A 23875-nucleotide genomic window follows, 5' to 3' on the forward strand; every position below is an offset into this window, starting at 1 on the left:
CCCAGCGCCGGCACCAGCAGGGCGAACGCCACACCCTGGAGGACTGCGTGGGCCAGCAGCGCGGCCAGATGGCGCCGCAGGGGCGCGTGCAGCTCGGGGCCGGCGACACGGGCGAGTCGGCGGATCATCGGATGTCCTCCCTGGAAACCGTGCGCCCGCGGGGTTCGTCATGGGCCCAGTCACGGGTGGTACTGCGTTCCTGGGCCGCCCACATGCGGGCGTACGTGCCGCCCGCGGCGGCGAGTTCCGGGTGACGGCCGCGCTCGACGATCTCGCCGCCGGACAGCACCAGGATCTGATCGGCGTGGACGACGGTGTGCAGCCGGTGCGCGATGACGAGCAGGGTCCGGCCCGCGACCAGGGCGGACAGCGCGTCCTGGATGGCCGCCTCGGACTCGGGGTCGGCGAAGGCGGTGGCCTCGTCCAGGACCAGGATCGGTGTGTCGGCCAGCAGTGCGCGGGCGATGGAGACCCGCTGGGCCTCACCGGCCGACAGGTGGGCGTCCTCGCCCACCACAGAGTCGTAGCCGCGCGGGAGTTGTTCGATCCGCTCGTGGATCTGCGCGGCACCCGCCGCGTGGGCCACCTCGTCGGCGGTCGCGTCCGGGCGGGCCAGCGCGATGTTGTCGTGGATCGATGTCCGCAGCAACTGCACGTCCTGGAAGACGAAGCCGACGTGCCGGTACAGCTCGATCGACCCGATCTCACGCACGTCGACGCCGCCGATACGCACCGCGCCCTCGTCCACGTCCCAGAACCGGGGCAGCAGCCGGGCCAGCGTGGACTTGCCCGAACCCGACGGTCCGACGAGTGCGGTCACCGTCCCCGGTTCCAAGACCGCGTCGATCCCGCGGAGCACCCGCGCCTGACCATCGTAGGAGAAGGCGACACCGTCGAACTCCACCCGGTGGCCCCGCGGTTGCCGCGGCGTGGTCGGTTCGGCCAGCGCCGGGGTGTGCAGCAGCGCGGCGACGCGGCCCGCTGCCGCCGAGGCCAGCTTGAGGTCCATCGAGCCGTACTCCAGCGTGAGCAGCGGGGCGGCCAACGCCAGGCCGAGCAGGGCGAACGGCACGACGTCCACCGGTTCGGCCCAGCCCTGCGCCACGAACACGATGCCGGCGCCCAGCACCACGACCAGCACCGTGGGCGGCGCGACCGCCGCTTGGCTGACCGAGCTGAGGCGCAGCATCGGCCGCACCCACTGCCACCAGAAATCGGCGAAGTCGTCGGAGGCCCGGCGGAACCGGTCGTGCGCCCGGCGGGTCTGGCCGAACGTCTTGACCACCGCGATGCCCTGCACGAATTCCACGACCGCGGCGTTCACGCGCGTCATCGCCTCGTTGTAGCGGTCCATGTGCTCGCCGAACCCGCGCATCATCACCGCGTGGGCGACGACGAACAGCACCACGGGGATCAGCGTCACCAGCGTCAGCCGCCAGTCCACCCAGAGCAGGTAGCCCAGTGCGGCCAGCGGTGTGACGAGTGCCGCGGCCATGTCGGTCAGGGCGTGGCCGACCAGGTGGTGCATCGCACCGCCACATCGTCCTGTACCGCCGTCTTGACCCGGCCCGAGGCCCGGTCGGTGAACCATCCCAGCGGCACACCTCCCAGCCGGTCCGCGAGCCGGCGCCGCACCTGCAACTGCAGGTCGTTGTCGGCCAGATGGGTCGTCAGCCCGGCCAGGCCCATGGTGACCAAACGCAGCACCAGCGCACCGACGGCCACCCACACCAGCGCCCAGACCCGTCCCTCGTCGACCGGGGCCGAGCCCAGTACCTCCCGGGCCAGTTCCACCACGCACACGAACGGCACGAGCGACGCCAACGCCGAGACCACCTGAAGCCCCACCGCCACGACGAGCCGTCCCCGTACCGGGGCCAGCAGTTCACCGAGTGCTCCACGCGCAGCGCCCGGATCGCCCGTCGGCGCCCGCTCCTCCACGACGGGCGGCCGTTCGGCGCCCATAGTGGCGTCCGCAGTCTCGGTCACGGTGGCCTCCCACATATCGCGGCAGGTTCAAGGAAGGAACACGCTTGTTAGGGTCACCTAAGCACAAAGTGAAAATCATTTCCATATGCTGACCGCAACGTGCCACGCCCGACGGATGGCGACCATCCGGCCCCCTCCGGGCACAGGTCGTTTGCACCCTCCCCGCCCCAGGTCACACACGGACTCCGAGAGCGTCCGCCCCCGGCCGCGCCGGGCGCTTCCCGCCCCGGAGCGCACGAGTGGAACGAGCAGCGCGGCGGCTGTGACGGGGGTTGTCGCGGTATGCCCGCCTTCCCGGAAGGCTCAGGCAGCCCTGCTTCGACGGCTCCGAAGCCACCATGCGCCGCCGCCGAGCAGGAGGACAGCTGCCCCGATGCCGATGGGTACGGCGATGGACATGCCGTCGTCCCCGTCCGTGCTGTCCGCCGCGGGCTCCGCCGACGGCGTCGAAGTCCCGGTCGTCGACTCGCCCGAGGTGGTGTCCGGTGAGGGGGCGGCCGTCGTGGGCTCCTCCGTGGGGCTGGGACTGACGAGCTTCGCGCCGGGTGCGGCCGGCTTCAGTGCCAAGCGGGGCGCGGGATGCCCCTCCCCGTGACTGTGACCGTCCTCGGCGGGGTCCTCCAGCTCGATCCAGCGGTCCACCCGGCCGTCGCCGTAGCTCTGCAGGGTCTTGAAGACGAGTTCCTTGGCATCGGGCAACTGCCTGACGGTGACGACGTATTCGGCGTCCTCCCCCACGGCGAGCTTGGGTCCCGCAACGGTGTACCCCCGGCTGGTGGGAGCGAACTTCCACCCCTCGGGGCCTTCCTTGTAGGCGATGTCGCCCGGGGTGATGCCCTTGGGCAGGATCACCTCCAGCTTGGCGATGCCCGCGGAGTTCGACTCCGACGCCGCTGAGAAGGTCAGCTCGACGTTCTGGTCGAGGGCCCGGGCGCCCTCCGCCTCGACCTCCGCGTGGGCAACGGCCGGTCCCGCGACGGCTAGAACGACCGCGAACGCGACCGCGGTGAGGGCGCCGGTGCGGCGCAGGCTTCGTGCCAGAGTCGGGCGATGCACTGAGAACTCCCTAGTTCCGTTGGTGTCGGACTGCATTCAAGCGCAGGGAATGCCCTGCGGCGCACATCAGATGAGGGCACTCGGGCGTCCGGGCGTTCGGCTCAGGCCGCGGCGCCCTCGCCCTGGAGCCCGCAGACGCCGTCGTGGTGCGCGACGAACTCGCCGCCATCCCCGCCGTCGTACGGCTGTCCCGCACCGCCCGGCGCCTGGTGATCCAGAACCTCGTCATCGCTGGGGCGTTCATCACCGTGTTGGTCGCCCTGGGACCTGATCGGTACGCTGCCGCTGCCGCTGCCGCTGCCGCTCGGCGTCGCCGGGCACGAGGGCTCCACCGTCATCGTCGGCCTGAACGGCCTGGGCCAACTCCGGGAAGGACACCGCGTGAGCAAGCGCTCCCGCCGTACTGCCGCTGCCGCCTCCGCCCCGTCGGCGGGGGCGGCGCGGTGCACGGTCACCGTGTGCCGGGGGTGCTGCTGCGGCACGCCGAAGATCCCCGGCTTCGACCACGCGGCTCAACTACGCGGCCTGCGCCAGGCCCTCGACGGCACCGCGACCGTCCGCGTCACCGACTGCCTGGACACCTGCGAGCACGCCAACGTCGTCGTCGTGCAGCCCTCGCCCGCCGGCCGCGCGGTGGGCGGCCGGCCCGTGTGGCTCGGCCTGGTCAACGACACCGATGCCACCGCCGACATCACCGCCTGGATCGAGCGGGGCGGCCCCGGCCTCGCCGATCCGCCCGGCATCCTCGACCTGTACGGCTTCACTCCCTCCCGCCGCGTGCGGGGTCAGGTGGAGGGCTGACGCACGCGACCCTGGGGAAGAGGCTCACCGGGCCTGCGGATGCGGACGCCGCCATGCCGGGATGCCCTCGGGGGCGGCCGGGTGTCGTTCGAGCCCCATCGCCGACAACTCAGCGGCCGGCGTCTCGTCGGAGATGACACGGCAGTCGCGGACCCTGCGGTCTCTTCCCGGATCAGTTCGTCGCCGCGCCAGGTCCGGTAGGTCATCACCCAGCGGATCAAGTCCTCATCCACGACGTCCGCCCGCGCGAGGGTGCCCACCGAGGGCGGGACGGCGGTCATCGTCCGGGGTCGTACGACTCCATGATCAGCACTCCGCCTGGGCGCTGCGCACCGGCCCACTTGTGCCAGAGCCGAGCCGCTGCATGAACGGCAGGCGCCACGGGTCTGTGAGGAAGGTCAGCAGGTCGCCCATGACGCGGTCACCGTGCCGATCGCGCGGTCGAGGCCGAAGGCCCGCAGCATCCGGCCGGGGGCGGCGAGGAGTTCGGGGCCGCCCTCGGCCACGACCGTGCGGTTCATCAGCGCCACCCGGCGGCAGATGCCCTGCCGTCCGCGGCCAGCCGGCCGAACAACTCGTTCAACAACTCCTGGGTGCGGACATCGACTCCGTGAACGGCTTGTCCAGGAGCCGGATACACGAGCCGGCGGCCGGCGCGCGGACCACCAGAACCCGCTGCCGCCGGCCGCCGGAGAGGTCGCCGACGGGGCGTCGCCGCAGCGCGGTGAGCCCGGTCAGCTCCAGTGCCTCGTCCACCGCCACTCGGTCCGTCGCGCCCGGGCCGCGCAGCCGGCCCATCTGCCGGGGACGGGCAGTGAGGACCGCCCCGCGAGCTCGCTGGGGAAGCTCCAGGCGAACTCGTGCCGTTGGGGCACGTACCCGGTGCGCTCACCGGCCGACCGCCCGGTCCGTTCTCGACGGTCGCCTCTCCCTCCGGCCAGCGGCACAAGGTCGGCCAGGCCGTGGCGCGGCGGCAGGGCCGCCGTACGCCTGCGGCCCAGGCGGACGGGCTCGTCGGGTCGGACGATCAGTGGCCGGCGACGATGCCGGACAGTTCGTTGGTGCTCTTCGGCAGGGTCACGGACGTGACCTTCTTGCCCGATTCGATGTCGACGGCGTGCAGCTTGCGCTTGCCCGGCTCGGAGACGTACGCGATGTGGTCGCGGACGAAGAGGGTGGGACGGGCCTGCTGCCAGTCCAGCGGCTCCTGCCACGCGCCCACGACGGGGATCTTCTTGCCCACCTTGCCCGTCTCCGGGTCGATGACGTGGAGGGTGCCGTTCGTGCCGAGGACGAGTGCTTCGCCGCCGGGTCCGCGGCCGAGGGAGCGGAAGGAGTAGCTGGTGCCCAGGTCGACCAGGCGCAGTTTCGCGGTTTCGGTGTTGATGAGGGAGATGCGGGTCGGCCGCTCCAGTTCGGCCTCCGGGTCGGTCTTGTAGTCGCCCAGGAGGATGGGCGATACGTCGCTGCCGCTCTGGTTGCCGATGCGGCCGTAGTCGTCGGGGGCGTCGACCTTGGTGAACTTGCCGTCCTTGTAGATCAGGATGCCGTCCTCGCAGCCGATGCCGATGGCCTCGCCCTTGGCCGCGGCCTCACCGTGGACGCCGGGGCACTTCTCGTTGCGCTGGAGCTCCTTGTTCTTCTTGTCCAGGACGAGGGCGCCGGTGCGCTTCTCCTCGGTGCCGAGGGTGCTGAGGAGTTCGCCGTTGCTCAGTTCGATGGCGACGCCGTGGTGCGGCTCGGCGGAGGTGTAGGTGCGGCCCTGCGGCTTCTTGCCGCCTTCAAGGTCGTCGGGGTCGAAGACGTTGACCTCGCCGGTGCCGTCGGTGAACAGGACCGTCTTGCCGGCGTGCCGTACCACGTGGCCGGGCTTGGCACCCTTGTATTCGACGCCGGTGAAGCTCTGTTCGGCGGCGTTCAGGACGCGGAAACCGGCGTCGGTGGAGACGATGACGTGGGAGTCGTCGCCGGCGGGGTTGAGGCGGTTGAAGCCGGGCAGCTCGACCGTGTTGGCGAGCTTCAGGCTCTCACCGTCCAGGACGTAGAGGCCGCCGTCGAACGTGGCGACGAGCGGGTCCTTGACCGCTACGGCCTTGGTGTTCGGCGCGTTCTTGGCCTTCGTGTCGGTCGAAGAGGTGTCCTCTCCTCCACAGGCGGTCAGGACCGCGGAGGCCGCCAGGATGAGGGCCGCGCCCGTGATTGCTTTGGTGCGTATCGGCTTGTTCACCGGTGTGTTCCTTTCTGTGCCGCGCGGGCGCGGCAGTGGGTGCGGGTGTGCTTGAGCGGCCGGTCGGCCGGTTTCCACGTCAGGGGCGCTGGTTCAGGCGCCGGTCAGGCCGTCGGTCATGGCGGTGGTGTTGGCGCGCATCATCTGCAGGTAGGTGCCGGCGCCCTTCCCCTTCTCGGTCAGGGACTCGGAGTAGAGTTCGACGACGCGCACGCCGCCGCCCATCTCCGTGCGCAGGACCTCGGCCAGCCGTGTGGGCTGGGAGGAGTCGGCGAAGACGGTTCGTACGCCTGCCGTCCGCATGGCCTCGGTGAGTGAGCGCAGGTCGGAGGAGCTGGGCGAGGCCAGCGTCGTACCACTCGGGAGCACCGCGCCGATGACCCGGAATCCGAAGCGGTCGGCGAGGTAGCCGAACACGTGGTGGTTGGTCACCAGCGCGCGCCGCTGCTCGGGTACGCGGTCGAAGGACTTCTCCATCCAGGCGGTGAGGTCGGCGAGTTGCGCGTCGTAGCGGTCGGCGTTGGCGCGGATCACCTTCTCGTCCACGCCGTCCACGTGCTCGACGACCCGGTCGGCGATCAGGCCCACGGCCTTGCGGACGCGGTCGGGGTCGGTCCAGAAGTGCGGATCGGGCTGCCCGGCCTCCTGCTCGGGTCCTCCGTCGTCATGCGCCTGGAAGCTGAGGGGGTCCACCGCTTTGCCGGCCTCGAAGGTGGCCACTCCTGCCTCGCGGGCGGCGTCCACGTGCCGCAGTACGTTCTCCTCGAGGCCCAGCCCGTTGAAGACCACGAGGTCGGCACGCTCCAACTCGGCGGCCTGTACGGCCGAAAGTCCGAAGGAGTGCGGGTCGGCGTTCGGCTTCATCAGTACGGTCACAGCGGCCTCGTCGCCGACGATCTCCTGCGTGATGTCGCCCAGAATGTTGGTCGTCACCACGACCCGGGGGCGCTCGTCGCTGCTCGTACAGCCGGTGCCGGCACCGGCCAGGGCGAGTATGAGCAGGACCAGCAGGAGGGTGGGCAGCCGCCGCGACTCTTGCGTCTGTCTCGTCATCGTCCGGTCTCCACCATCAGCGCCGGCTCGATGTCCAGGTCGAAGGTGCGCGCCACGCGCAGGTTGTCGTTGTAGTCGATCTCGTACACGCGTTTGCCCTTGGGATCGTTGAGGTAGGCGCGGCTGCGGTCGACCTCGATGACCGGTTCCACGTTCCCGTCGGTACCGATGTCGGGGGCGCCCGTCAGAAGCGGCTTCGTCTTGGAGACCTGCTTGCCGGTGGCGATGTCGTAGCCATGGAGTGCCCCGTCGGTCTCGAGGACGATCAGGACAGAGCCCTCTCCCGCGGTGTTGGCGGAGGTGACGGGACCGGTCTTCACCCGTGTCCACGTGCGCTCGGTGACGTCCAGGACCCACACGGCCCGGTCCCCGGCGGGTGCCGTGAGCGTGTCGCTGCCGGGCCGGTGCCGGAAGGCCGTGGCCCGTTCCGCTTCGGGTACGTCGCTGCCGTACGGGATCTTCTCGGCGGTGAAGGTGCCGTCGGCGTCACGGACGAGCAGGGCGCCGTCGGCGCAGCCGAGGACGACTCCGCGCCGGGTGACGGCGTCGCCCCGCGGGGCCTCGCAGCGGGCGTCCGGCGACGCGGCCCGCTTGCCCTGGCGGTCGTACACCGCGACCTTCCCGTTGTCCGTGACGCCGAGCAGGTGCTCCGCGTAGGGCACGACTGCTCCCGCGTGCGTGCCGGGAAGCGTGCGGGCGGAGCCGACCTTGCCCTTCTCCAGTTCGGCCCGGCGGTAGATGCCGGCCCGGCCGCCGTCGTCGGTCACCGCTGTCACGGCGGCATCGCTGCGGACACGGGTGCCCGGGCGTCCGGGCAGCTCGCCCACGTCGCGTATCGCCGCGCGGTAGTAGTGGACATGGTCGCCGTGATCCACCATCCAGGCGCCGCCGTCGAGGACGCGCGTGCCGCCCGCGGTGTGGAAGTAGCCGAACCGGCCGTCCGTGGTCAGTTCCGTGGTGCCCGCGGTCCGGGACACCTCGTGCACCTTGCCGGTGATCAGATCGAGTACTCGGGTGTCCCCCGACCCCGGGTCGTTGAGCACCAGCCGCGACTGCTGCTCGGCCTTCTCCTGTGCCCCTGCGACGTACCCGTGCGGACCGGAGGCCGAGGGAGTCGTCCTCGGGGCGGACGCGGTGCCGTCCTGACCCGCGCAGCTCGTAGTGAGCAGACAGACGGCCACGAGCGCGGTGGGCACCCAAGCAGTGGCGTTTCTGCGGACGAACAAGGGGATCGCCTCTTCCATCAGTGAGGGGCCGCGGCGTGAGCACCGGCGAGGCGCGCACGGCGGTGGTGGCGGAGACCGGATGCCAGGTGCGAGAGGAAGAACAGGCTGACCGCGAGGCCCGAGATGGTCGCGCCGGCCGCGGTGCTCAAGTGCCAGGACAGCAACAGGCCGCCGAAGGTGGCGGTGATGCCGAGCAGCGCCGCCAGGGCCATGACACCCCGCACGCTGCGCGCCCAGGGCAGCGCGGCCGCCGGCGGGGCGATGAGCAGACCCAGGACCAGCAGCGTGCCCACGATGTGGAAGGAGGCGACGATGGCCAGCGCCAGCAGGCCGAGCAGCACCGCATGAGCGAGGCGCGGGCGCAGGCCGAGCGTCTGCGCCTTGCGCGGGTCGAAGGCCAGGGCGAGGAAGGCCCGGTGGCCGAGGACCGAGACGACCAGTGCCAGCAGCAGCGCCACGCCCAGCAGCACCAGGTCCTGCTCCCGGACGGCGAGGACGTCACCGAAGAGGAACCCGGTCAGGTCGACCGCGAAGGACTGCGAGCGCGAGACGATGATGACGCCGAGCGACAGCATCCCCACGAACAGCAGGCCGATCCCGGTGTCCTGGGACAGCCTCGGGGTGCGGCCGAGGGCGGTGACGCCGGCCGTCATGACGGCCGCGCTCAGCAGCGCCCCCACCAGCAGGTTGCCGCCGAACAGTGCGGCGAGCGCGACTCCGGGCAACAGCCCGTGCGACATGGCGTCGCCGAGGAAGGCCATCCCCCTGAGCACCACCCACGTACCGGCCAGGGCGCAGATCGCCGACACCAACATCCCGCCCCACAGCGCCCTTTGCACGAAGGTCACCTCGAAGGGACCTGTCAACCACTCCATGGATCAACACAGTACAATGAAAATCATGTTCAAAAAACAGGGAGTCTCCCGCGCCGTCGCCGAGGGCGGGACGCCCCGCGTCCGCTTCACCGGGCTGTCCGCCGGCTACCCCGGCCGCACCGTCCTCCATCAACTCGACGCCGAGATACCGGCGTTGGCCATCACGGCGCTCGTCGGCCCGAACGGCAGCGGGAAGTCCACCCTGCTCGGAGTGCTGGCCGGAGTGATTCGGCCCACATCAGGCGAGCTCCGTCACGTCGGCGACCGGCCGCCGGCGTTCGTCCCGCAGCGCGGCGCCGTCGGTGACGCGCTGCCGCTGACCGTAAGGCAGACGGTCGAGATGGGGCGCTGGGGCGAACGCGGGCCGTGGCGCCGGCTGACCCGGCAGGACCACGCCACGGTGGACACGGCCATGGAGCGACTGGGCATCACCGACCTCGCCCCTCGCCAACTCGGGGAACTGTCCGGCGGGCAAAGGCAACGCGCGCTGATCGCCCAGGGCCTTGCCCAGGAGTCGGACCTGCTCCTCCTGGACGAGCCGACCACGGGACTCGACCCCGGGGCAAGGGACCGGATCGCCGCGCTGCTGACGGAGCTCGTCGCCGACGGGGTGACCGTCGTCCAGGCCACGCACGACCTCGAAGCGGCGCGCTCAGCCGACACCTGCCTCCTGCTCAGCGACGGCCACGTGGTGCAACAAGGCGACCCCGAGCAACTCCTCTCCCCCTTGACGCTCACCCGGATCTGGCAACCGGCCTGACGCGACGACGACATCATGCCTCGCGGCAAACAGCAGCCGTAGCACGATCTCCAACTCGGCCCGAGCCAGCGGCTGCCCGAGGCACTGGTGCACACCGTGTCCGAAGGCGAGATGGGCGCGCGCGTTCCGGCGGACGTCGAAGCGGCCGGCGTCGGGGAAGACGCTCTCATCGTGATCAGCGGCAAGGAGCGAGCAGATGACGCCGTCGCCCGCGGTCACCGTCAGCTCGCCGATGGTCACGTCACGGGTCGCCACACGCACCGTGCCGTGCTGCACGATCGTCAGGATGCGCAGGAGTTCGTCGACGGCGGACGGGGCGCCGATCGCCTCCGGGCTGTCGACAGTGGAGGCGATGATCGCGCACTTGGAGCCGAAGAAGTCGAGGTCTTCCTCGGGCACGCCGAGGATGCCGTCGATGCCGAGCGCGGGCAGCGGGAGGGCCACGGCCTCGATGAAGTCGACGGGGGGCGTGCGCCGGGCCATTTCGTCGAAGAGCCGCTCGGCCGTGGCGCGGCTGCCGGGACGCAGCTCCTGGATCCTGCGATGGGTGAACTCGGGCGTGACGGCGCACCGGAGGCGTCCGTGGTCGGGATCGTCCATCCGCAGGGACGACACCTGACTGGGCCCGGGGTGCGCCCTGAACTCTGCAATCCTTCAGATGAAAATGACAATTGCATTAATGCACAGCCCGGAGGTAGACGTAGTGGATCCGTACGAACGCTCCGCCGAGTACCTGGACCTGATGATGGCCGGGGCCTGGCAGGCCCTGGCCCCGGCGCTGACCGCGCTGCTCCACGAGGTGAGGGCGGAGGCCGGACCGGCCGTGGACCTCGGCGCCGGGACGGGCCGCGGGGTCGCGGCCATCTGCGCGGCGCTCCCAGGGGACGATCCCGTCCTCGCGGTCGAACCCTCCGCCGCCATGCGCGCGGTGCTCCTCGCCCGGGTCCATGACGACCCTGAACTCCGGGGCCGGGTCACGGTGCTGGCGGAGGATGCCGCACACGCCTCTCTCCCGGAGGGTCTGCGGGCGATCGTCGCGCTGAACATGCTGGGCCACCTGCCGCCGGTCGAGCGGCGCGCCCTGTGGGCCGACGCCACGCAGCGGCTCGCCCCCGGCGGCGCCCTCATCGTCAATGTCAGCCCGCCTGTTCGGCCGGAGCGCGTGCCGCGCACCCGGATGGCTTCGGCGACCGTGGGCGCATTGGACTACGAGGGATGGGCGAGCGCGGAGCCCTCGGGCGATGACGAGGTCACCTGGCGGATGGACTACCGCGTCCTGCGGGACGGTCTTGCGCTGTCCGAGGTCACGGTCAACTACCGCTGGTGGGTGGCGAGCGAGACACAGCTTGCCGAGGAGACCTCCGAAGCCGGGCTCGTCATGCGACCCGCCGGTGATCCCGCGCTCGGGCTTCACGTCCTCACGCGCCAAAGCCAGTAGCGTCCTGCCGTTCCTGACGCCCGTCGCCTGACTGCCGCCATGCCACTGGGAATCCGTGCGTCCCGCCAACTGGGACCGCACCCGCAGCTGCGCGAGCTGAAGGACGTCCGTACGCTGCCTTCCGCTGGTCTCGAGATGAGCTCTCGCGCTTCCACCGTCGCGCTCCGGCCGAGAGCCAGCAAGTCACCGCATGCGCAGGGTCCTTAGCGTGTTACCGCAGGTGGCGGGGGCTGGGGAGCGAGTCTGCAAGGGTGAAAGCCCCACGCGGCAACGGAGTTCCCCATAGGCAGGAGATCGACCAAGATCCTTCTGTCGCACGAGGAACTCCGTTGGATGATCAGTGTCGCAGCCCGCAACAACCACCATTTCCTGGCCGGAGACCAGTCATCCTCGTCCCGGTGTCGGTGCTGTACCGAGCTGTCCTCCCGGCGGTGGTGGAAGGGAAGACCGCGTCAGCGCCGCTGGAAGGCGTGGTTCAGGACGTCGAGGGTGACCGCCAGCCCGAGCCGGTGCCCGTGCTCGGAGGCGAAGCGGTAATGCACGCCGGCCCAGATTCGCGCCTCCAGGAGTTCGGCTGTCGCCACCCGAAGGCTGTCGTAGTGGCGGGTCGTGCCGGAGGCGGGGCTGTACGCGGCGAACGTGAGGTCGTCACGGCCGAAGAACGACCCCAAGACCTTCATGACCGCCGTGGTGAAGCAGGCGTGGCCCGACGGGTACTCCGGCGACGGGGCGGTGACCCGCAGCGGCGTCCAGTCCGGGTCAGGATCGGTGGCCGCGTTGCCGTCGGTGCCGGCGAGCGGAATGGCCGTCACTGGGCGCCAGAAGTTCCAGTGCGCCTTGGCCTTGTAGCAGGCGATCAGGGTGTCGGTGGAGGCCACGTACACCATGGCGAGCAGCCGGGCCGTGCGGAGGCTGCTGAGGCGGTGCGCGTCGGCGAGTTGCCGGGTGATCGACCATTCGACCATGTGGGGGTCGTCCCACCAGATCGCCGCCTCGGTCTGGTCCTCGGTGCGGACGGTGCTGGTGGCCGCGCCGAGGCTCTTGACCTCGTTCAGGTCGCGGGCCCAGGCGGCACCGGTCAGGGCCGGCGGCTGCTTGACCCGGTAGGCGCCGGCGTCGGGGACGACGAACGGCTTCAGGTTCGGCACCCAGGCGCCGACGCCGACGTAGCCGGGCGGGGTGAGCCGGTATTCGCCCGGCTCGGTGCCGACGGTCCACGGCGCGGTGGGGTCGAAGCCGTCGTCACGGCGGCTCTCGGTCATCGCCGCGGCGGCGGCCCTGCCGACGGCCACCCCGCCGTCCTCGGCGCGGCCGTCGGGGATCGCGGCCAGCGCCTCGTCGTACCGGGCCTTCAGCGACTCGGCCTGCCCGGGGAAGAGCCACAGCAGCGTGTCGTGGGCGGCCGCGGCGACCGCCGCGGCGGTGGAGTCCCCGGGGCGACTGCGGGGCGCGCTGACCAGGGGCTCGTACGGACGGCCGGCGACCGCGTTGACCGCGTCGTACACGGCGCCCTGCACGATGGCGAAGCTGCGGGTGCTGGTGGTGGGCGACTGCTTGGCGGTGTCATAGATGGCGGTCTGGGCGTGGATGTTCCAGGCGAGGACGGGATTGCCCGGGGCGGCCTTCACGCCGCTGTGTGCCTCGGCGGTGGTGGCCATCAGTGGGACGGTCAGGGCGAGTACGGAGAGGACCGCGATACGGCGTAACCCTCTGAATGATCCGGCGAGCGGGCGTTGTGTCACGAGACCCCCATGGGCTTGTCGGTGACAGATTGTCCGAGCCTATATAGGCAGGGGTCAGTTTTGTCGTTACATCGACAATCATCGACAATCCGACGGGGTTCACACCCGGATGTCCGTCACCTCGGCGACGCATGCGCGGGCTCCGGGCGGGCCGGTCAGCCGTGGTGGCGAGGTCGGTCGCCGAGACGGAGGGCACGGGCAGGAAGCCCGGGCGCCTCCGGGCGCGGTCGGCGCGAAGCGAACCCCCTGCTCACCGACGGTCGCCACGGGACGTGGACGTTCGCCGTCGGCGTTCCCGCCCCGGACCACCGCCGGACGACCATCCGCCGAGACGGCTTCGCCAGCCGCGCCAGCACACCGGCTCTACGGCGACCGCCCGCGCCCGTGCGCAAGATCTGGACCACCACCGAGGCGGTCCGGTTCCTCCAGCACTGCCACCAGGCCGAGCCGGACCTGGCCGACCTGTTCGAGTTCCTCATTGGCACCGGTCTACTCAAAGGCCCGTCGACAACAACCGGCTTGTCATCACCCCGCCCCCGCCCAAGACCCGCACCAGCAAGAACTGGTCGCCATATCCCCACGAGTCGCCGCTGCCCTCCTGCACCGGGCCCGGTCAGCGCCCCGGGCTCATAGCGATCCCGACGCCCCCTTCACCGTCATCTGCTGCTGCGGACGGCGCCGACCGTGCTCGGCCGGCTCGCCGGAGCGCTGCCCGTCCGGGCCGCCGACGTCCACCTCAGCCTGAACTGCAGTGGCTCCGCGACGCGGATGCGGCCCCGGCCAGGCCCGGCCCGCCCGCTCAGTCGACGGAGAAGTGCTCGAAACCGGCGATCCCGCGAGTACCCGTCCAGCCGTTGGCGGCCGTCATGAAGACGCCGATGTCCTGGGTGTCGGCAACGCCGCCCGGGGTGGCGGTGCCGACCTTGGTCCAGGAGACGCCGTCACGGCTGCACTCACCGGTGTACGTGTCGCCGAAGCGCGTCAGCCGCAGGTGCACCGGGGCGGCGAGGGACCCGGCCAGTGCGATGGAGTCGAACTGGCCGTTGCCGTCGGAGTCCCAGGACAGTGCGCAGCCGTTGGACGGCGTCACCGCCAGATTGACGTAACCGGCCGAGCCGTTGGCGTTCTCGGAGAGGTCGTTGCGGACGATCAGACCGGCGCGGGCCCATCCGCCGGTGGTGTCCTGCGAGGTGACCCGGACCGTGGCGGTCGAGGCGGTCCCGAAGGCGGCGGCACGGTAGACCGTGCCGAACTCGTTGGTACCGCCCCACAGGTCGGCGCCCGCACCCTCGATGGCGAGCGCGTCCCCGGACTGGCCGAAGACCGCGTCGTTGAAGGAGGCGCTCCGGTAGGGGTCGCCCACCCCGGTGCCCGCCATGAGCCGGACACTCGCCAACGCCGAGCCACGCGTACCGCCGCTCCGGTAGGACGCGCCCACCGGCACCCGGGAGATCAGCGCACCGGTGGCCTGGGTGAGGGTCACCGTGAAGGTCGCCGAGAAGGTCTTGCCCGGTGCGACCGACGCCGCGGTGGTCGTGCCGGACGGCTCGGCGGTCATCCCCTCCGGTGCGTCGAGGGACAGCGTCACATCCGTCGCCGGCCCGAAGCCGTTGCGGTTGGTGAACGACACGGTGACCGTCACGGGGTGGCCCTCCGCCACCGCGCCCCGGTCGGCGGACGCGGTCAGTGTCACCTGGTCGGGATCGGCGGCGAGGGTGTCCCGCACCTGCCGGGCCAGCTTGTGGATATCGCCCGACGTCTTCACCGGGTAGCTGTCGTGCTGGTGCGCCCAGCGGTCCTCCAGCGCGAACCAGTCGATCTCGGCCGGCTCCCGGCCGGCCGAGATCGCGGCGGACAACTCGGCGAAGTACGTCTTCCAGCGCGTGTGGTACAGGCCGCCGACCAGCCCTGCCCATTCCCGGTTCGCGTAGTCGTGCAGCCCTTCCTCGCTGCTCGCCCGACCGCCCCAGGTGGTGATGATCGACCGTGCGTCGTACTCCAGTTGGTCCTTCTCGGCCCTGCTTGCGCCCCAGGACCGGGCGTCGGCCAGCCACCGTCCGAGCAGGTGCTGCGGGGACGTGGCCAGGACCTTGTCCATCAGCTTCATCCAGCTGAGCCAGGTCCTGGTGAGCCGGTCGAAGCCGGCGCGGTCCCCGGCCTCGTATGCCGCCTTGATCCGGGGCAGCAGGACCCGGCTGCGGTTGGACAGCACCTGACGGGTCACGTCGGTCAGGTCGTAGGTGTAGGCGGAGCTGTCACGCAGCCGCGGTGCGACCTGGAGGAGTTCGGTGAGGGCCTTGTCGAAGGCCGTCGTGTCGTAGCGGTCGGCCTCCGGACCCCATGCGGCGGCCTTGTTGGCGCCCAGACTCGGCCGGGCGCCGAACAGCCCGTCGGGCGCCTCGCTCCACCCGTCCTTGCGGGACATGTTGTACGCGGTGTCGCGGATCGTCTTCCAGGCCGCGATGGCGTGCGGGTCCTCGCCGCCGTACCGGGACACGGCGTACGAGGCGAACCAGTCGTCGAGGTCGATGGTGCCGGGCGTCCAGGCCAGCTCCGTGAACAGGGCCATCGCGGCGGGGTTGTTGTCGGCGCCCTCCGGCATCATCGCGATCCCGGAGAGCGCGCTGCCTTCCTTGTCGCGCCACTTCGGGTACTGCTCCACCCAGTCGGGGGCGTTGGCGCCGATCGGGGTGTGACCTCCGAAGTTCCAGATGCTGCCGAAGGCGTACGGAGTGCCGTCCCAGTCGCTCTCCCGGTCGGTGACGGTGGCGTAGCGGTCGGACAGGCCGTCGACGACGAGCATCGTGGTCTTGTCGACAGCTCCGAGAATCTCCCGGCTCGGGTTGTTCTGCCAGCCCAGGATGGCCCAGACGGCTCCGGGGTGTGCCTTCTGGAGAGCGGCCTCGACGGCCTTGGCGGCCTCGCTCACCGGCACGTCACCGGGATTGCCGCCCTCGTGCAGCAGGTCCATCTTGTACATGGCGCTGTCGCCGAAGCGTTCCCGTTGGTGCCGGTAGAACGCGGCGGCGACGTCGGCGAACAGCGACGTGCGCGGATCGAGCCAGTCGGGGCGTTTGAAGGCACCCCAGGAGCCCTGGGCCACCAGGGACGCGCCGGGCTGCTTGGCTCGGAAGTCGTCCGGCACGGTGCCGTAGTAGCCGGGCAGCACCGGGGTCATGCCCAGCTCGCGCACCCGCCGGATGATCTTCTTGGCGAGGGCGGCGCGCTGATCGATGAGCCGCTTGGACACCGGACCGCCGAACCCCGACATGTTCTGCAGCAGCCACCAGGGCTGGTGCGCGGGGGCGGGGATCCAGGCCCGTAGTTCGGCGTCCGTGTAGCCGAACTCCCGGAAGGTGTCGTAGTAGACGGCGTCGGCACCGATGTAGACGAGGACCTCGTTGATGCCGTGCAGCGCGAGGACGTCGATCTCGCGTTCCCACGCCGCCCAGCCCCGATAGGGGCCGGTGTAGCCCTCGTTGGTGTCGTTGAAGGCGAATCGGTGGGGCACGTTCGCCGTTCCCGTGATCGCCGCCGCGGGCGCCGGGAGCGTACGCGGGAGGTTCAACTGCCGGCCGTTCCACGAGATGTCGGCCTTGGTGACCTGCGCCAGATAGGTGTTGAAGCCGGTGAGGAGTACGGCGGGGCTGGTGCCCTCGACCGTGATGTGCCCGGCCCGGCCGGTGACCCGGAAGCGGTCCGCGCCGCTGTCCGCGATCGCGCGCAGTGCGACCTGCCGGTGGTGATCGGGCATGAGGCGCCGCAGCGCCGCGGCGGCCGTAGCGGTGTCGAACTCCGCCGTCGTGCTCCCGACGGTCCCGGCGGTTCCTGCCGCCCCGGCGGTCGTCGGCGGTGCCAGCACCGTGCCGCCCAGAGCCACCACGCCCGTCAACACCCGTCTGCGGGTGACACCTTCATTGCTGTGCATGAGCTTCCCTTCTTGCGGAACGCACTGTCAGGCGACCGTCATCGCGAATATGTGCAGCGCCGGAACGCCGGACAGCAGGCCGTCACTGACCTTCGGCAGTACAACCGCTTGCAACTCCCTGTCCTGGAGCGCCACGTCGAACACGAAGAGGCTGACGGGGATGTCGTCCCGGCCGGTGGGGAGGAGGCGGTACGGCACCACCACGGCGGCGGAGCCGTGCGCCCCGTACCAGTCGGGTACGGCGACGGAGAACGCCTGCTCGCTGCCATCGGCGTACAGGACCTTCCCTTCGCCTTTGCCTTCGCCCCAGGTGCTGGTGCCGAGGAAGGCAAGGCGGGAGCCCGAGCCGGACAGCAGCACGGTCTGCCCAGTGGAAACGACGTTGTCCTCGGTTCCGGGTTCGGCGTCCGGCCAGGTGAAGCCCACGCCGTCGTACGTCACCTCCGCACCCGGCTTCAGCCCGACCGAGGCCAGGGCCTGCGCGGACAGGGCGGAACGTGACCCGTCGATGTCGGCGACCGTGAAGAGCTCGTCGGAGGCGATGCCCTTGTTGTCGAACGCGCCGGCCAGCGAGCGGTTCGGCAGCCGCACCGACGACGAGGCGCGGACGCAGTCGGAGCCGTTCCTGTGGACGTCGAAGACCGCGTGGGCGGTGAAGGCGATCTCGCCTTCGGCGTCAGCGTCCAGTGCGGTCCGCCAGCTGCGGGTGGCCTTCGCGCCGGGCGCCAGGCTGCCCAGCCCCGACGGCTTCCCGGCGCCGTCCACGGCCAGGTAGAGGACCGTGTCACGCAGCGCGATCCGGGTGGTGTTGGTGAGGGTGGCGGTCAAGGTCACCTCCTCCCCCGCCTTCGGGGTGGTAGGTGCCACGGTGAGCGTGACGGGAGGTGCGAGGAAATCCTCTTCGGGACGGTAGGGACGGTACGCGCGACTGCTCACGGTGCTTCCTCCATCGCTGCGTTCTCCACCGTGAAGTGGTCGAAGACCGCCTGGACGGTCGTGCCGGGGTAGTTGAAGTTGACCGCGCTGGCGACGACACCGACGTCCGCGGCGCCGGTCGCCGAGGGGACGGTCACGGTGACGATCTCGTCCCACTTGAGTGTGTTGCTCGTGGCGTACGCGGTGTACGTGGTGCCGGAACGCACCAGCCGCAGCCAGGCCGGGTGGTAGGAGTTGCCGGTGCCGGCCCAGGTGTCCACGCGCCCGTCACCGTCGCTGTCCGTCACGAACTCCAGGCCGTACTGCTTCGACATGGTCAGCACGGCGTAGCCGCCCGCCTCCGGCGCGGTCAGGTCGTTGGCGATCGCGAGCCCGTACTTGGCGGACGGGTTGTCACTGCCGGTCAGGCTGACCGCCTTCACCTGCACCACGCAGGACTCGGCAGCGGCTCCGGGGAGATGGAGGCCGCCCTTCTCGTCGGTGCCGCCGGACAGGTCACGGCCCCCCGACCAGATCACCAACTGGGTGCCGTACTGGCCGTACTTGGCGTCATCGGTGGTCGCATGCGTCAGATACGGGTCCTTCACACCGTTGGCCTCATAAGGGATGGTGAACGTCTTGGCGGACCGGGCGCAGTCGGCGCTGTGCCCGTCGACGTCGAAGACCACGTGTGCGGTGAACGACACGGCCCCCGCCACTCCGGAGGGCATCTGGGTCCGCCAACTGCGGGTCAGCTTCACGCCGGGCCGGAGGTCTCCGAGGGGGATGGTCCGCGTGGCCGTCGTCGCTCCCGGGTCGATCAGGTAGAGGACGGCGTTGCGCAGCGGGAACGGGCAGTCGTTGGTGAGGACCGTGGTGGCCGTCACCGCGTCACCGGCGGCCGGGGCTGCCGGTTGCGTGGTGACGGAGAGCGTGGGCCCGAGGGTGTCCAGTGCGGTTCCGGTACGTCGTACGGCCATCGCGCTCATCCCCGGTCCCAGTCGACGGTGAAGGTGTTCGCGATATCGCTGGGCAGGCTGGACGGGACGGTGATGTGGATCTTTCCGTCCCCGCGGGTCCACCGCAGCGGCTCCTTGCGGCCGAGCAGTCGTATCCGTGAGGTGGCGCTGATCGGGATGTCGCCGGGAACCGACAGGGTGCCGCTGGGCGTGCCGAGCACGATGATGTTGAACTTGCCGGGCGAGACCGTGTAGCGGACACCGAGCCCGCCGCCCTCCTCCTCGGCCCGCACCCACGGCGCCGACCCGTAGATCGCGGGGCCGTTGACGTCCAGCCAGGCGCCCATGTCGCGCAGTCGCTTCTGCATGATCTCGGGGATGGTGCCGTCCGGCTTGGGGCCGATGTTGAGGAGCAGGTTGCCGTTCTTGCTGACCACGTCGGCGAGCAGGTGGATGAGGAACTCGGAGGTCTTGTAGTCCTCGTCCAGCTCGTGCTTGTTGTAGCCCCAGGAGTAGCCCATGGTGATGCAGCACTCCCACTTCTGCGGATCCATGGTGGGGTTGGTGCGCTGCTCGTAGGTCGCGAAGTCGAAGTGGGTGTCGAAGCGGTCGTTGACCACGACTCCCTTGGGCCTGCGCCGGTTCTTGGCCTGGTTGTAGTAGTGGGCGAGGGGTTCCTCGCTGCGCCACGGCGGTTCGCCCGTCGGCCGGAACCACTGGCCGTCCGCCCAGAGCAGGTCCGGGTCGTAGCGGTCGACGATCTCGTACAGCTGCTTGAGTTCGTAGTCGCCGATGTAGTCATCGACCGGCTTGTAGCCGACCATCGGGATCTCTTCGTCGGTGTAGAAGTTCCTCATCGGCCGGCCGATCGACGGGTTGAAGAACTCGCCGATCGAGTAGTACAGGCCGGGCCGCACGGTGCCGCGCTTGCGGGCCGCGGTCATCAGTTCGCCGACCAGGTCGCGCTCGGGGCCGTACTTGACCGAGTGCCGGTCGGTGAACTCGCTGGGGTACAGGGCGAATCCGTCGTGGTGTTTGCTGGTCAGCGCGAAGTACTCGGCGCCCGCCTGCTCGAACAGTTTCACCCAGGAGTCCGGGTCGTAGTTCTCCGCCTTGAACTGCGGGATGAAGTCGTCGTAGACGAAGTCCTGGCCGTAGGTGTCGCGGTGGTACTTCCACTCGGCGGTGTCCTTGTAGCTCTGGTACCAGAGGTACCACTCGGCGGCGATGCGCCGTGCGGAGCCGCCGGGCACCGAGTAGACGCCCCAGTGGACGAAGATGCCGAACTTGGCGTCCTTGTACCAGCGAGGCACCGGGTGGGCGTCGAGGGACGCCTTGGTGGGCTCGTAGTCGGGAATGCCCGGGACGCCGGACACGGCACCCTGCGCCAGCGCCTGGGCGGTACCGGGCGGGGCGAGCAGCACCGCGCCGCCGAGGGCGGCCGCGGTGGTCATGAAGTGTCTGCGGTCGACTGCCATGAACGTGCCTCTCACTCTGCGTGGATCACTCGTAGGTGGATCACTCGTGCGTGGAGAAGGAGTCGAAGAGTGCTGTCGTGGTCTGGCCCGGGTAGTTGAGGTTGACGGCGCTCGCGACCATTCCGGCCTCGCCGGTGCCGGTCGCGGACGGCACGGTGGCGGTGGCGACCTGCTGCCATGCGGTGCCGTCTGGGCTGGCGTACGCGGTGTAGGCGGAGCCGTCGCGGACGAGCTTCAGCCAGGCCGGGTGGTACGAACTGCCGCCGCCGGCCCAGGTGTCGAGTCGGCCGTCGCCGTCGCTGTCGGTCAGGAACTCCAGGCCGTATTGCTTCGACATGGTGAGCACCGCGTAGCCGCCCGCTTCGGGCGCGGTGAGGTCGTTGGCGACGGCGATGCCCGCCTTGGCGGACGGGCCGCTGCCGGTCTGACCGACGACGCGAGCGGTCACGGTGCCGGACGGCGGCACGGCGTCGGCGAGGTAGACCGCCGCCTTCTCGTCCTTCCAGCCGGACAGGTCCTGGCCGCCCGCCCAGATGGCGAACTGGTCGCCATTCTGGGCGTATTGGGCCTCTTCGGTGGTGGTGGCGGTCGTCAGATACGGCGGCTTGACGGCGAACGGGACGGGGGTCACCGTGGCGTCCACGCTGTCGGAGTCGCGCCGTGTACGGCCGTCCTGGCGGAAGGAGGTGCGTACGCCGATCTGGTGGGTGCCCCAGGCCGCGTCGGCCGCCGGGGTCACCGTCCAGGTGACGGTGGCGCTGTCGCCCGGCGCGAGGGAGCGGAAGCGTGCGCTGTCGGCCGGTTCGGCGGACCAGCCGTCGGGGACATCGAGGCGCGTACTGACCTGAGTGACCGTTTTGGGACCGGTGTTGGTGACGGTCGACGTGATCTCCGTACCGTCACCGCCGACTTGCAGGGTCGGCAGGTACGGGGTGAGCCGGACGCGGGCCGAGGGGCAGTCCCGGCCCGCCCCGAGGGTGGTGAGGTCGACCGCGTCGGCGAACGCCTTCATCCCGGTGTCGTTCGGGTGCAGATGGTCACCGGAGTCGAACGCGGCGGCGTAGCGGGTGGGGTCGGCCGGATCCCGTACCGCCTTGTCGAAGTCGGCGTAGTCGTCGAAGACGCCGCCGTCGCGTACGAATGTGTTGACCTTCTGCCGGTCGGCCTCCTTCGCCTCGGTCCACCAGTCGCCCCAGCCGCGGTACGGGACGACGGTCGCGCCGATCACACGCAGCCCGCGGGCGTGGGCGCGGTGCGCGATCTCCTTCATGCCGTCGATCACCTGATCGCCGGTGGCGCCGCCCCAGCTGAGGTCGTTGACGCCCTCGAAAAGAATCACCGTCCGAGCGCCCGGCTGTGACAGCACATCGCGTTCCAGCCGGTCCAGCGCCGACGGGTTGCCGTCGACGCCGGCCGTGATCCGGTTGCCGCTGATGCCCTCGTTCAGCACCCCGGCGGTGGACGAGCAGGCCGACAGCCGCCCCGCCAGATAGTCGGGCCAGCGCCGGTTGGCGTTGGCCGTGGAGGACGCCCCGTCGGTGATGGAGTCGCCGAGCGCCACGACGGCGCCCGCCGTGTCACCGCCCCGCACATCGACTCCGGTCAGGAACGGGAACGTGGAGTCGGTCCTGGTGAAGGCGTCCCCGGCGGCGTCCGAGGCGTGGTCACCGCCGCCGTCGGGCGTCCAGTAGACGGTCTGGAGGCCCATCCAGTGCTGGCTGATGTGGGTGAGCCGGCCAGGGAAGTACAGGCTGACGACCAGGTCGCTGCGGGCCGGCACGGGGATCCTGACGGCATCGCTCACCGCCTGTTCCCCGGCAGCGATCGTCACCTCGTCCTTGCCGCCGAACCGCAGCTCGTACGGCTTCGCGACGGCCGAGCCGCCGCCACTGCGGCCCACGGTCGCATGCCCGATCTTCACCGGCTCGGTCGTGAAGCCGTTGGTCAGCCGGATGCGCACGCTCGACCCGCCGGCGCTCACACGCACCGGTATCCGTACGGTCACCTCCGAGGTGCCCGGGTCGTACGAGGCGTGCTGCGCGGTTGCCCAAGTCCCTGTCCACTCCGGCTGCTTGGTCTCGGCCGCGGCCGGAGTCGCCGGGAGCAGGGCCGCCAGGACGGCCGCCACGGCCGTGGTCAGGGCTGCGAATCTTCGGCGTTCACGCAGGTGTCCACGTAGATGTCCGAACACGGGTCCTCCTCAGGAACAGCCGCGGCCGAGCCCGAGCGCGGCGAGGTCGATGGAGTCGGCGAAGGCCTTCATCCCGGCGTCGTTGGGATGCAGATGGTCGCCCGAGTCGTATGCCGCGCCGAGCCGCCGCGGGTCCGCCGGGTCCCGTACCGCCTTGTCGAAGTCCGCGTAGTCGTCGAAGACCTCGCCGGAGTCCCGGACGAACGCGTTGACCTGCTGCCGCCGCGCCTCCGTCTCCTCGCTCCAGCCGCCCCAGGTGAAGTCCTTGTACGGGGTGATCGTGGCGGCGACGACCCGCATCCCGCGCTGGTGCGCCCGGTCCGCGATCTCCGTCATCCCGGCGATGATCTGCTCGGCACTCGCCCCGCCGAGATCGTTGATGCCCTCGAAGAGGACCAGGGTCCTGGCCCCCGGCTGGGAGAGCACGTCCCGTTCGAGGCGGTCCAGGGCCGAGGGGTTGGTCGCGGTCCCGGCGGTGATCCGGTTGCTGGTGATGCCAGCGTTGAGCACCCCGGCGCCGGGCCGGCAGGCGTTCAGCCGGGCGGAGAGCAGGTCGGGCCAGCGCTGGTTGGTGTCGGGCGTCGAGAAGGACCCGTCGGTGATGGAGTCACCGAGCGCCACCACCGATCCAGTCCTCGGCGCGGTCACGTCGACGCCGCTGAGGAAGGGCCAGCTCGTGGTGGTCCAGGTGAAGGCGTCGCCGGCGGTGTCGGCGGCGTGGTCGCCCGCTCCGTAATCCGTCCAGTAGACGGTCTGCTGCGCCCACCAGTGATCGGTGATGTGCGTGACCTCGCGGGGCAGATGGAGACTGACGACCAGGTCGGCCAGGGCCGGCACGGAGAGGCGGAGGGGATCGCTGACCGCCTCTCCGCCCGCCGGGATGGTGACCGCGCGCTTCCCGCCGAACCGTAGGTCGTACGGGCGCGGCACTGCGGAGCCGCCGTCGCGCAGGCCCACGGTCGCGTGCCCGATAGTCACCGGGTCGGTGGCGTAGGCGTTGGTCAGGCGGATGCGTACGGATGAGCCGCCGACGCTGGTGTGCACCGGCATCCGTACCGTCACCTCGGACATACCCGAGACTTCGTAGTGCTCGCTGGCCGCCGTCGCCCAAGTTCCCGTCCAGCCGCGCCGATCGTCCTGCTGACCGGCCTCGGCGGGCGCCATCGTCCCCGCCACGACGGCCGAGACCGCAAGGAGCAACGCTGCGAGCCTGCCGCGTATCGCATGCATGTGCCCG

20 protein-coding genes and 1 pseudogene are annotated in these 23875 nt (G+C 70.6%); 4 read left to right on the forward strand and 17 right to left on the reverse strand.

Annotation, left to right across the window (positions count from 1 at the left end; genetic code table 11):
* Positions 1-124 precede the first annotated feature (124 nt).
* The 3 genes from AB0I98_RS18550 to AB0I98_RS18560 form a co-directional block, all read right to left on the reverse strand.
* Positions 125-1528, reverse strand: coding sequence for an ABC transporter ATP-binding protein (locus AB0I98_RS18550; protein WP_362942610.1), 1404 nt, complete (start codon positions 1526-1528; stop codon positions 125-127).
* Positions 1501-1989: a hypothetical protein gene (locus AB0I98_RS18555; protein WP_362942613.1), complete on the reverse strand. Its 489-nt coding sequence runs from the start codon at positions 1987-1989 to the stop codon at positions 1501-1503. The genes AB0I98_RS18550 and AB0I98_RS18555 overlap by 28 nt, the downstream gene beginning before the upstream one ends.
* A gap of 303 nt (positions 1990-2292) precedes the next feature.
* On the reverse strand, positions 2293-3045 hold the full coding sequence (locus AB0I98_RS18560) for a DUF1775 domain-containing protein (RefSeq protein ID WP_362942615.1): 753 nt from the start codon (positions 3043-3045) through the stop codon (positions 2293-2295).
* Positions 3046-3161: 116 nt separating this feature from the next.
* Between AB0I98_RS18560 and AB0I98_RS18565 the strand changes: the two are divergent.
* Both AB0I98_RS18565 and AB0I98_RS18570 read left to right on the forward strand, forming a co-directional pair.
* Positions 3162-3417, forward strand: a pseudogene (locus AB0I98_RS18565) (heavy metal translocating P-type ATPase); the annotation flags it as partial.
* A gap of 9 nt (positions 3418-3426) precedes the next feature.
* Positions 3427-3846, forward strand: a complete 420-nt coding sequence (locus AB0I98_RS18570; protein WP_362942959.1) for a (2Fe-2S) ferredoxin domain-containing protein — start codon at positions 3427-3429, stop codon at positions 3844-3846.
* A gap of 398 nt (positions 3847-4244) precedes the next feature.
* Here the strand turns inward: AB0I98_RS18570 and AB0I98_RS18575 are convergent, their stop codons facing one another.
* From AB0I98_RS18575 to aztB, 6 genes are all read right to left on the reverse strand, one after another.
* Positions 4245-4367, reverse strand: coding sequence for a hypothetical protein (locus tag AB0I98_RS18575; RefSeq protein ID WP_362942618.1), 123 nt, complete (start codon positions 4365-4367; stop codon positions 4245-4247).
* A 58-nt stretch (positions 4368-4425) separates the two neighbouring features.
* Positions 4426-4644: an ATP-binding cassette domain-containing protein gene (locus AB0I98_RS18580; RefSeq protein ID WP_362942620.1), complete on the reverse strand. Its 219-nt coding sequence runs from the start codon at positions 4642-4644 to the stop codon at positions 4426-4428.
* Positions 4645-4873: 229 nt separating this feature from the next.
* Entirely contained in the window at positions 4874-6073 is a 1200-nt protein-coding gene (gene aztD, locus AB0I98_RS18585; protein ID WP_362942624.1) for a zinc metallochaperone AztD, read from the reverse strand.
* A 93-nt stretch (positions 6074-6166) separates the two neighbouring features.
* On the reverse strand, positions 6167-7126 hold the full coding sequence (gene aztC / locus AB0I98_RS18590) for a zinc ABC transporter substrate-binding protein AztC (protein WP_362942627.1): 960 nt from the start codon (positions 7124-7126) through the stop codon (positions 6167-6169).
* Positions 7123-8352 (reverse strand): hypothetical protein, encoded by a 1230-nt coding sequence (locus AB0I98_RS18595; RefSeq protein WP_362942630.1) that lies wholly within the window; start codon positions 8350-8352, stop codon positions 7123-7125. The genes aztC and AB0I98_RS18595 overlap by 4 nt, the downstream gene beginning before the upstream one ends.
* A 17-nt stretch (positions 8353-8369) precedes the next feature.
* A complete protein-coding gene (gene aztB / locus AB0I98_RS18600) occupies positions 8370-9227 on the reverse strand; it encodes a zinc ABC transporter permease AztB (protein ID WP_362942633.1) in 858 nt (285 codons plus the stop codon).
* A gap of 16 nt (positions 9228-9243) precedes the next feature.
* Here aztB and aztA point away from each other — a divergent pair, with 16 nt between their 5' ends.
* Positions 9244-9987 (forward strand): zinc ABC transporter ATP-binding protein AztA, encoded by a 744-nt coding sequence (aztA, locus tag AB0I98_RS18605; RefSeq protein WP_362942636.1) that lies wholly within the window; start codon positions 9244-9246, stop codon positions 9985-9987.
* Here aztA and AB0I98_RS18610 read toward each other — a convergent pair.
* Positions 9880-10587 (reverse strand): cytochrome P450, encoded by a 708-nt coding sequence (locus AB0I98_RS18610; protein ID WP_362942639.1) that lies wholly within the window; start codon positions 10585-10587, stop codon positions 9880-9882. The genes aztA and AB0I98_RS18610 overlap by 108 nt on opposite strands.
* A 79-nt stretch (positions 10588-10666) precedes the next feature.
* Between AB0I98_RS18610 and AB0I98_RS18615 the strand changes: the two genes are divergently transcribed.
* Positions 10667-11425 (forward strand): class I SAM-dependent methyltransferase, encoded by a 759-nt coding sequence (locus tag AB0I98_RS18615; RefSeq protein WP_362942642.1) that lies wholly within the window; start codon positions 10667-10669, stop codon positions 11423-11425.
* A gap of 452 nt (positions 11426-11877) precedes the next feature.
* Here the strand turns inward: AB0I98_RS18615 and AB0I98_RS18620 are convergent, their stop codons facing one another.
* From AB0I98_RS18620 to AB0I98_RS18650, 7 genes are all read right to left on the reverse strand, one after another.
* On the reverse strand, positions 11878-13083 hold the full coding sequence (locus tag AB0I98_RS18620) for a vanadium-dependent haloperoxidase (RefSeq protein ID WP_362942645.1): 1206 nt from the start codon (positions 13081-13083) through the stop codon (positions 11878-11880).
* Positions 13084-13966: 883 nt separating this feature from the next.
* Positions 13967-17095 (reverse strand): alpha-N-acetylglucosaminidase TIM-barrel domain-containing protein, encoded by a 3129-nt coding sequence (locus tag AB0I98_RS18625; protein ID WP_362942648.1) that lies wholly within the window; start codon positions 17093-17095, stop codon positions 13967-13969.
* Between the two features lie 27 nt (positions 17096-17122).
* Complete coding sequence (locus tag AB0I98_RS18630) at positions 17123-18031, reverse strand: beta-glucosidase (protein WP_362942651.1); 909 nt, start codon at positions 18029-18031, stop codon at positions 17123-17125.
* Positions 18028-18990, reverse strand: a complete 963-nt coding sequence (locus AB0I98_RS18635; protein ID WP_362942654.1) for a hypothetical protein — start codon at positions 18988-18990, stop codon at positions 18028-18030. The genes AB0I98_RS18630 and AB0I98_RS18635 overlap by 4 nt, the downstream gene beginning before the upstream one ends.
* Positions 18991-18995: 5 nt before the next feature.
* Positions 18996-20447, reverse strand: a complete 1452-nt coding sequence (locus AB0I98_RS18640) for an alpha-L-fucosidase (protein ID WP_362942657.1) — start codon at positions 20445-20447, stop codon at positions 18996-18998.
* Between the two features lie 40 nt (positions 20448-20487).
* Positions 20488-22638: a GDSL-type esterase/lipase family protein gene (locus AB0I98_RS18645; RefSeq protein WP_362942660.1), complete on the reverse strand. Its 2151-nt coding sequence runs from the start codon at positions 22636-22638 to the stop codon at positions 20488-20490.
* A gap of 9 nt (positions 22639-22647) precedes the next feature.
* Positions 22648-23868: an SGNH/GDSL hydrolase family protein gene (locus tag AB0I98_RS18650; protein ID WP_362942663.1), complete on the reverse strand. Its 1221-nt coding sequence runs from the start codon at positions 23866-23868 to the stop codon at positions 22648-22650.
* Between the last annotated feature and the right edge of the window lie 7 nt (positions 23869-23875).

It is taken from the genome of Streptomyces sp. NPDC050211 (assembly GCF_040656035.1).
Lineage (GTDB): Bacteria > Actinomycetota > Actinomycetes > Streptomycetales > Streptomycetaceae > Streptomyces.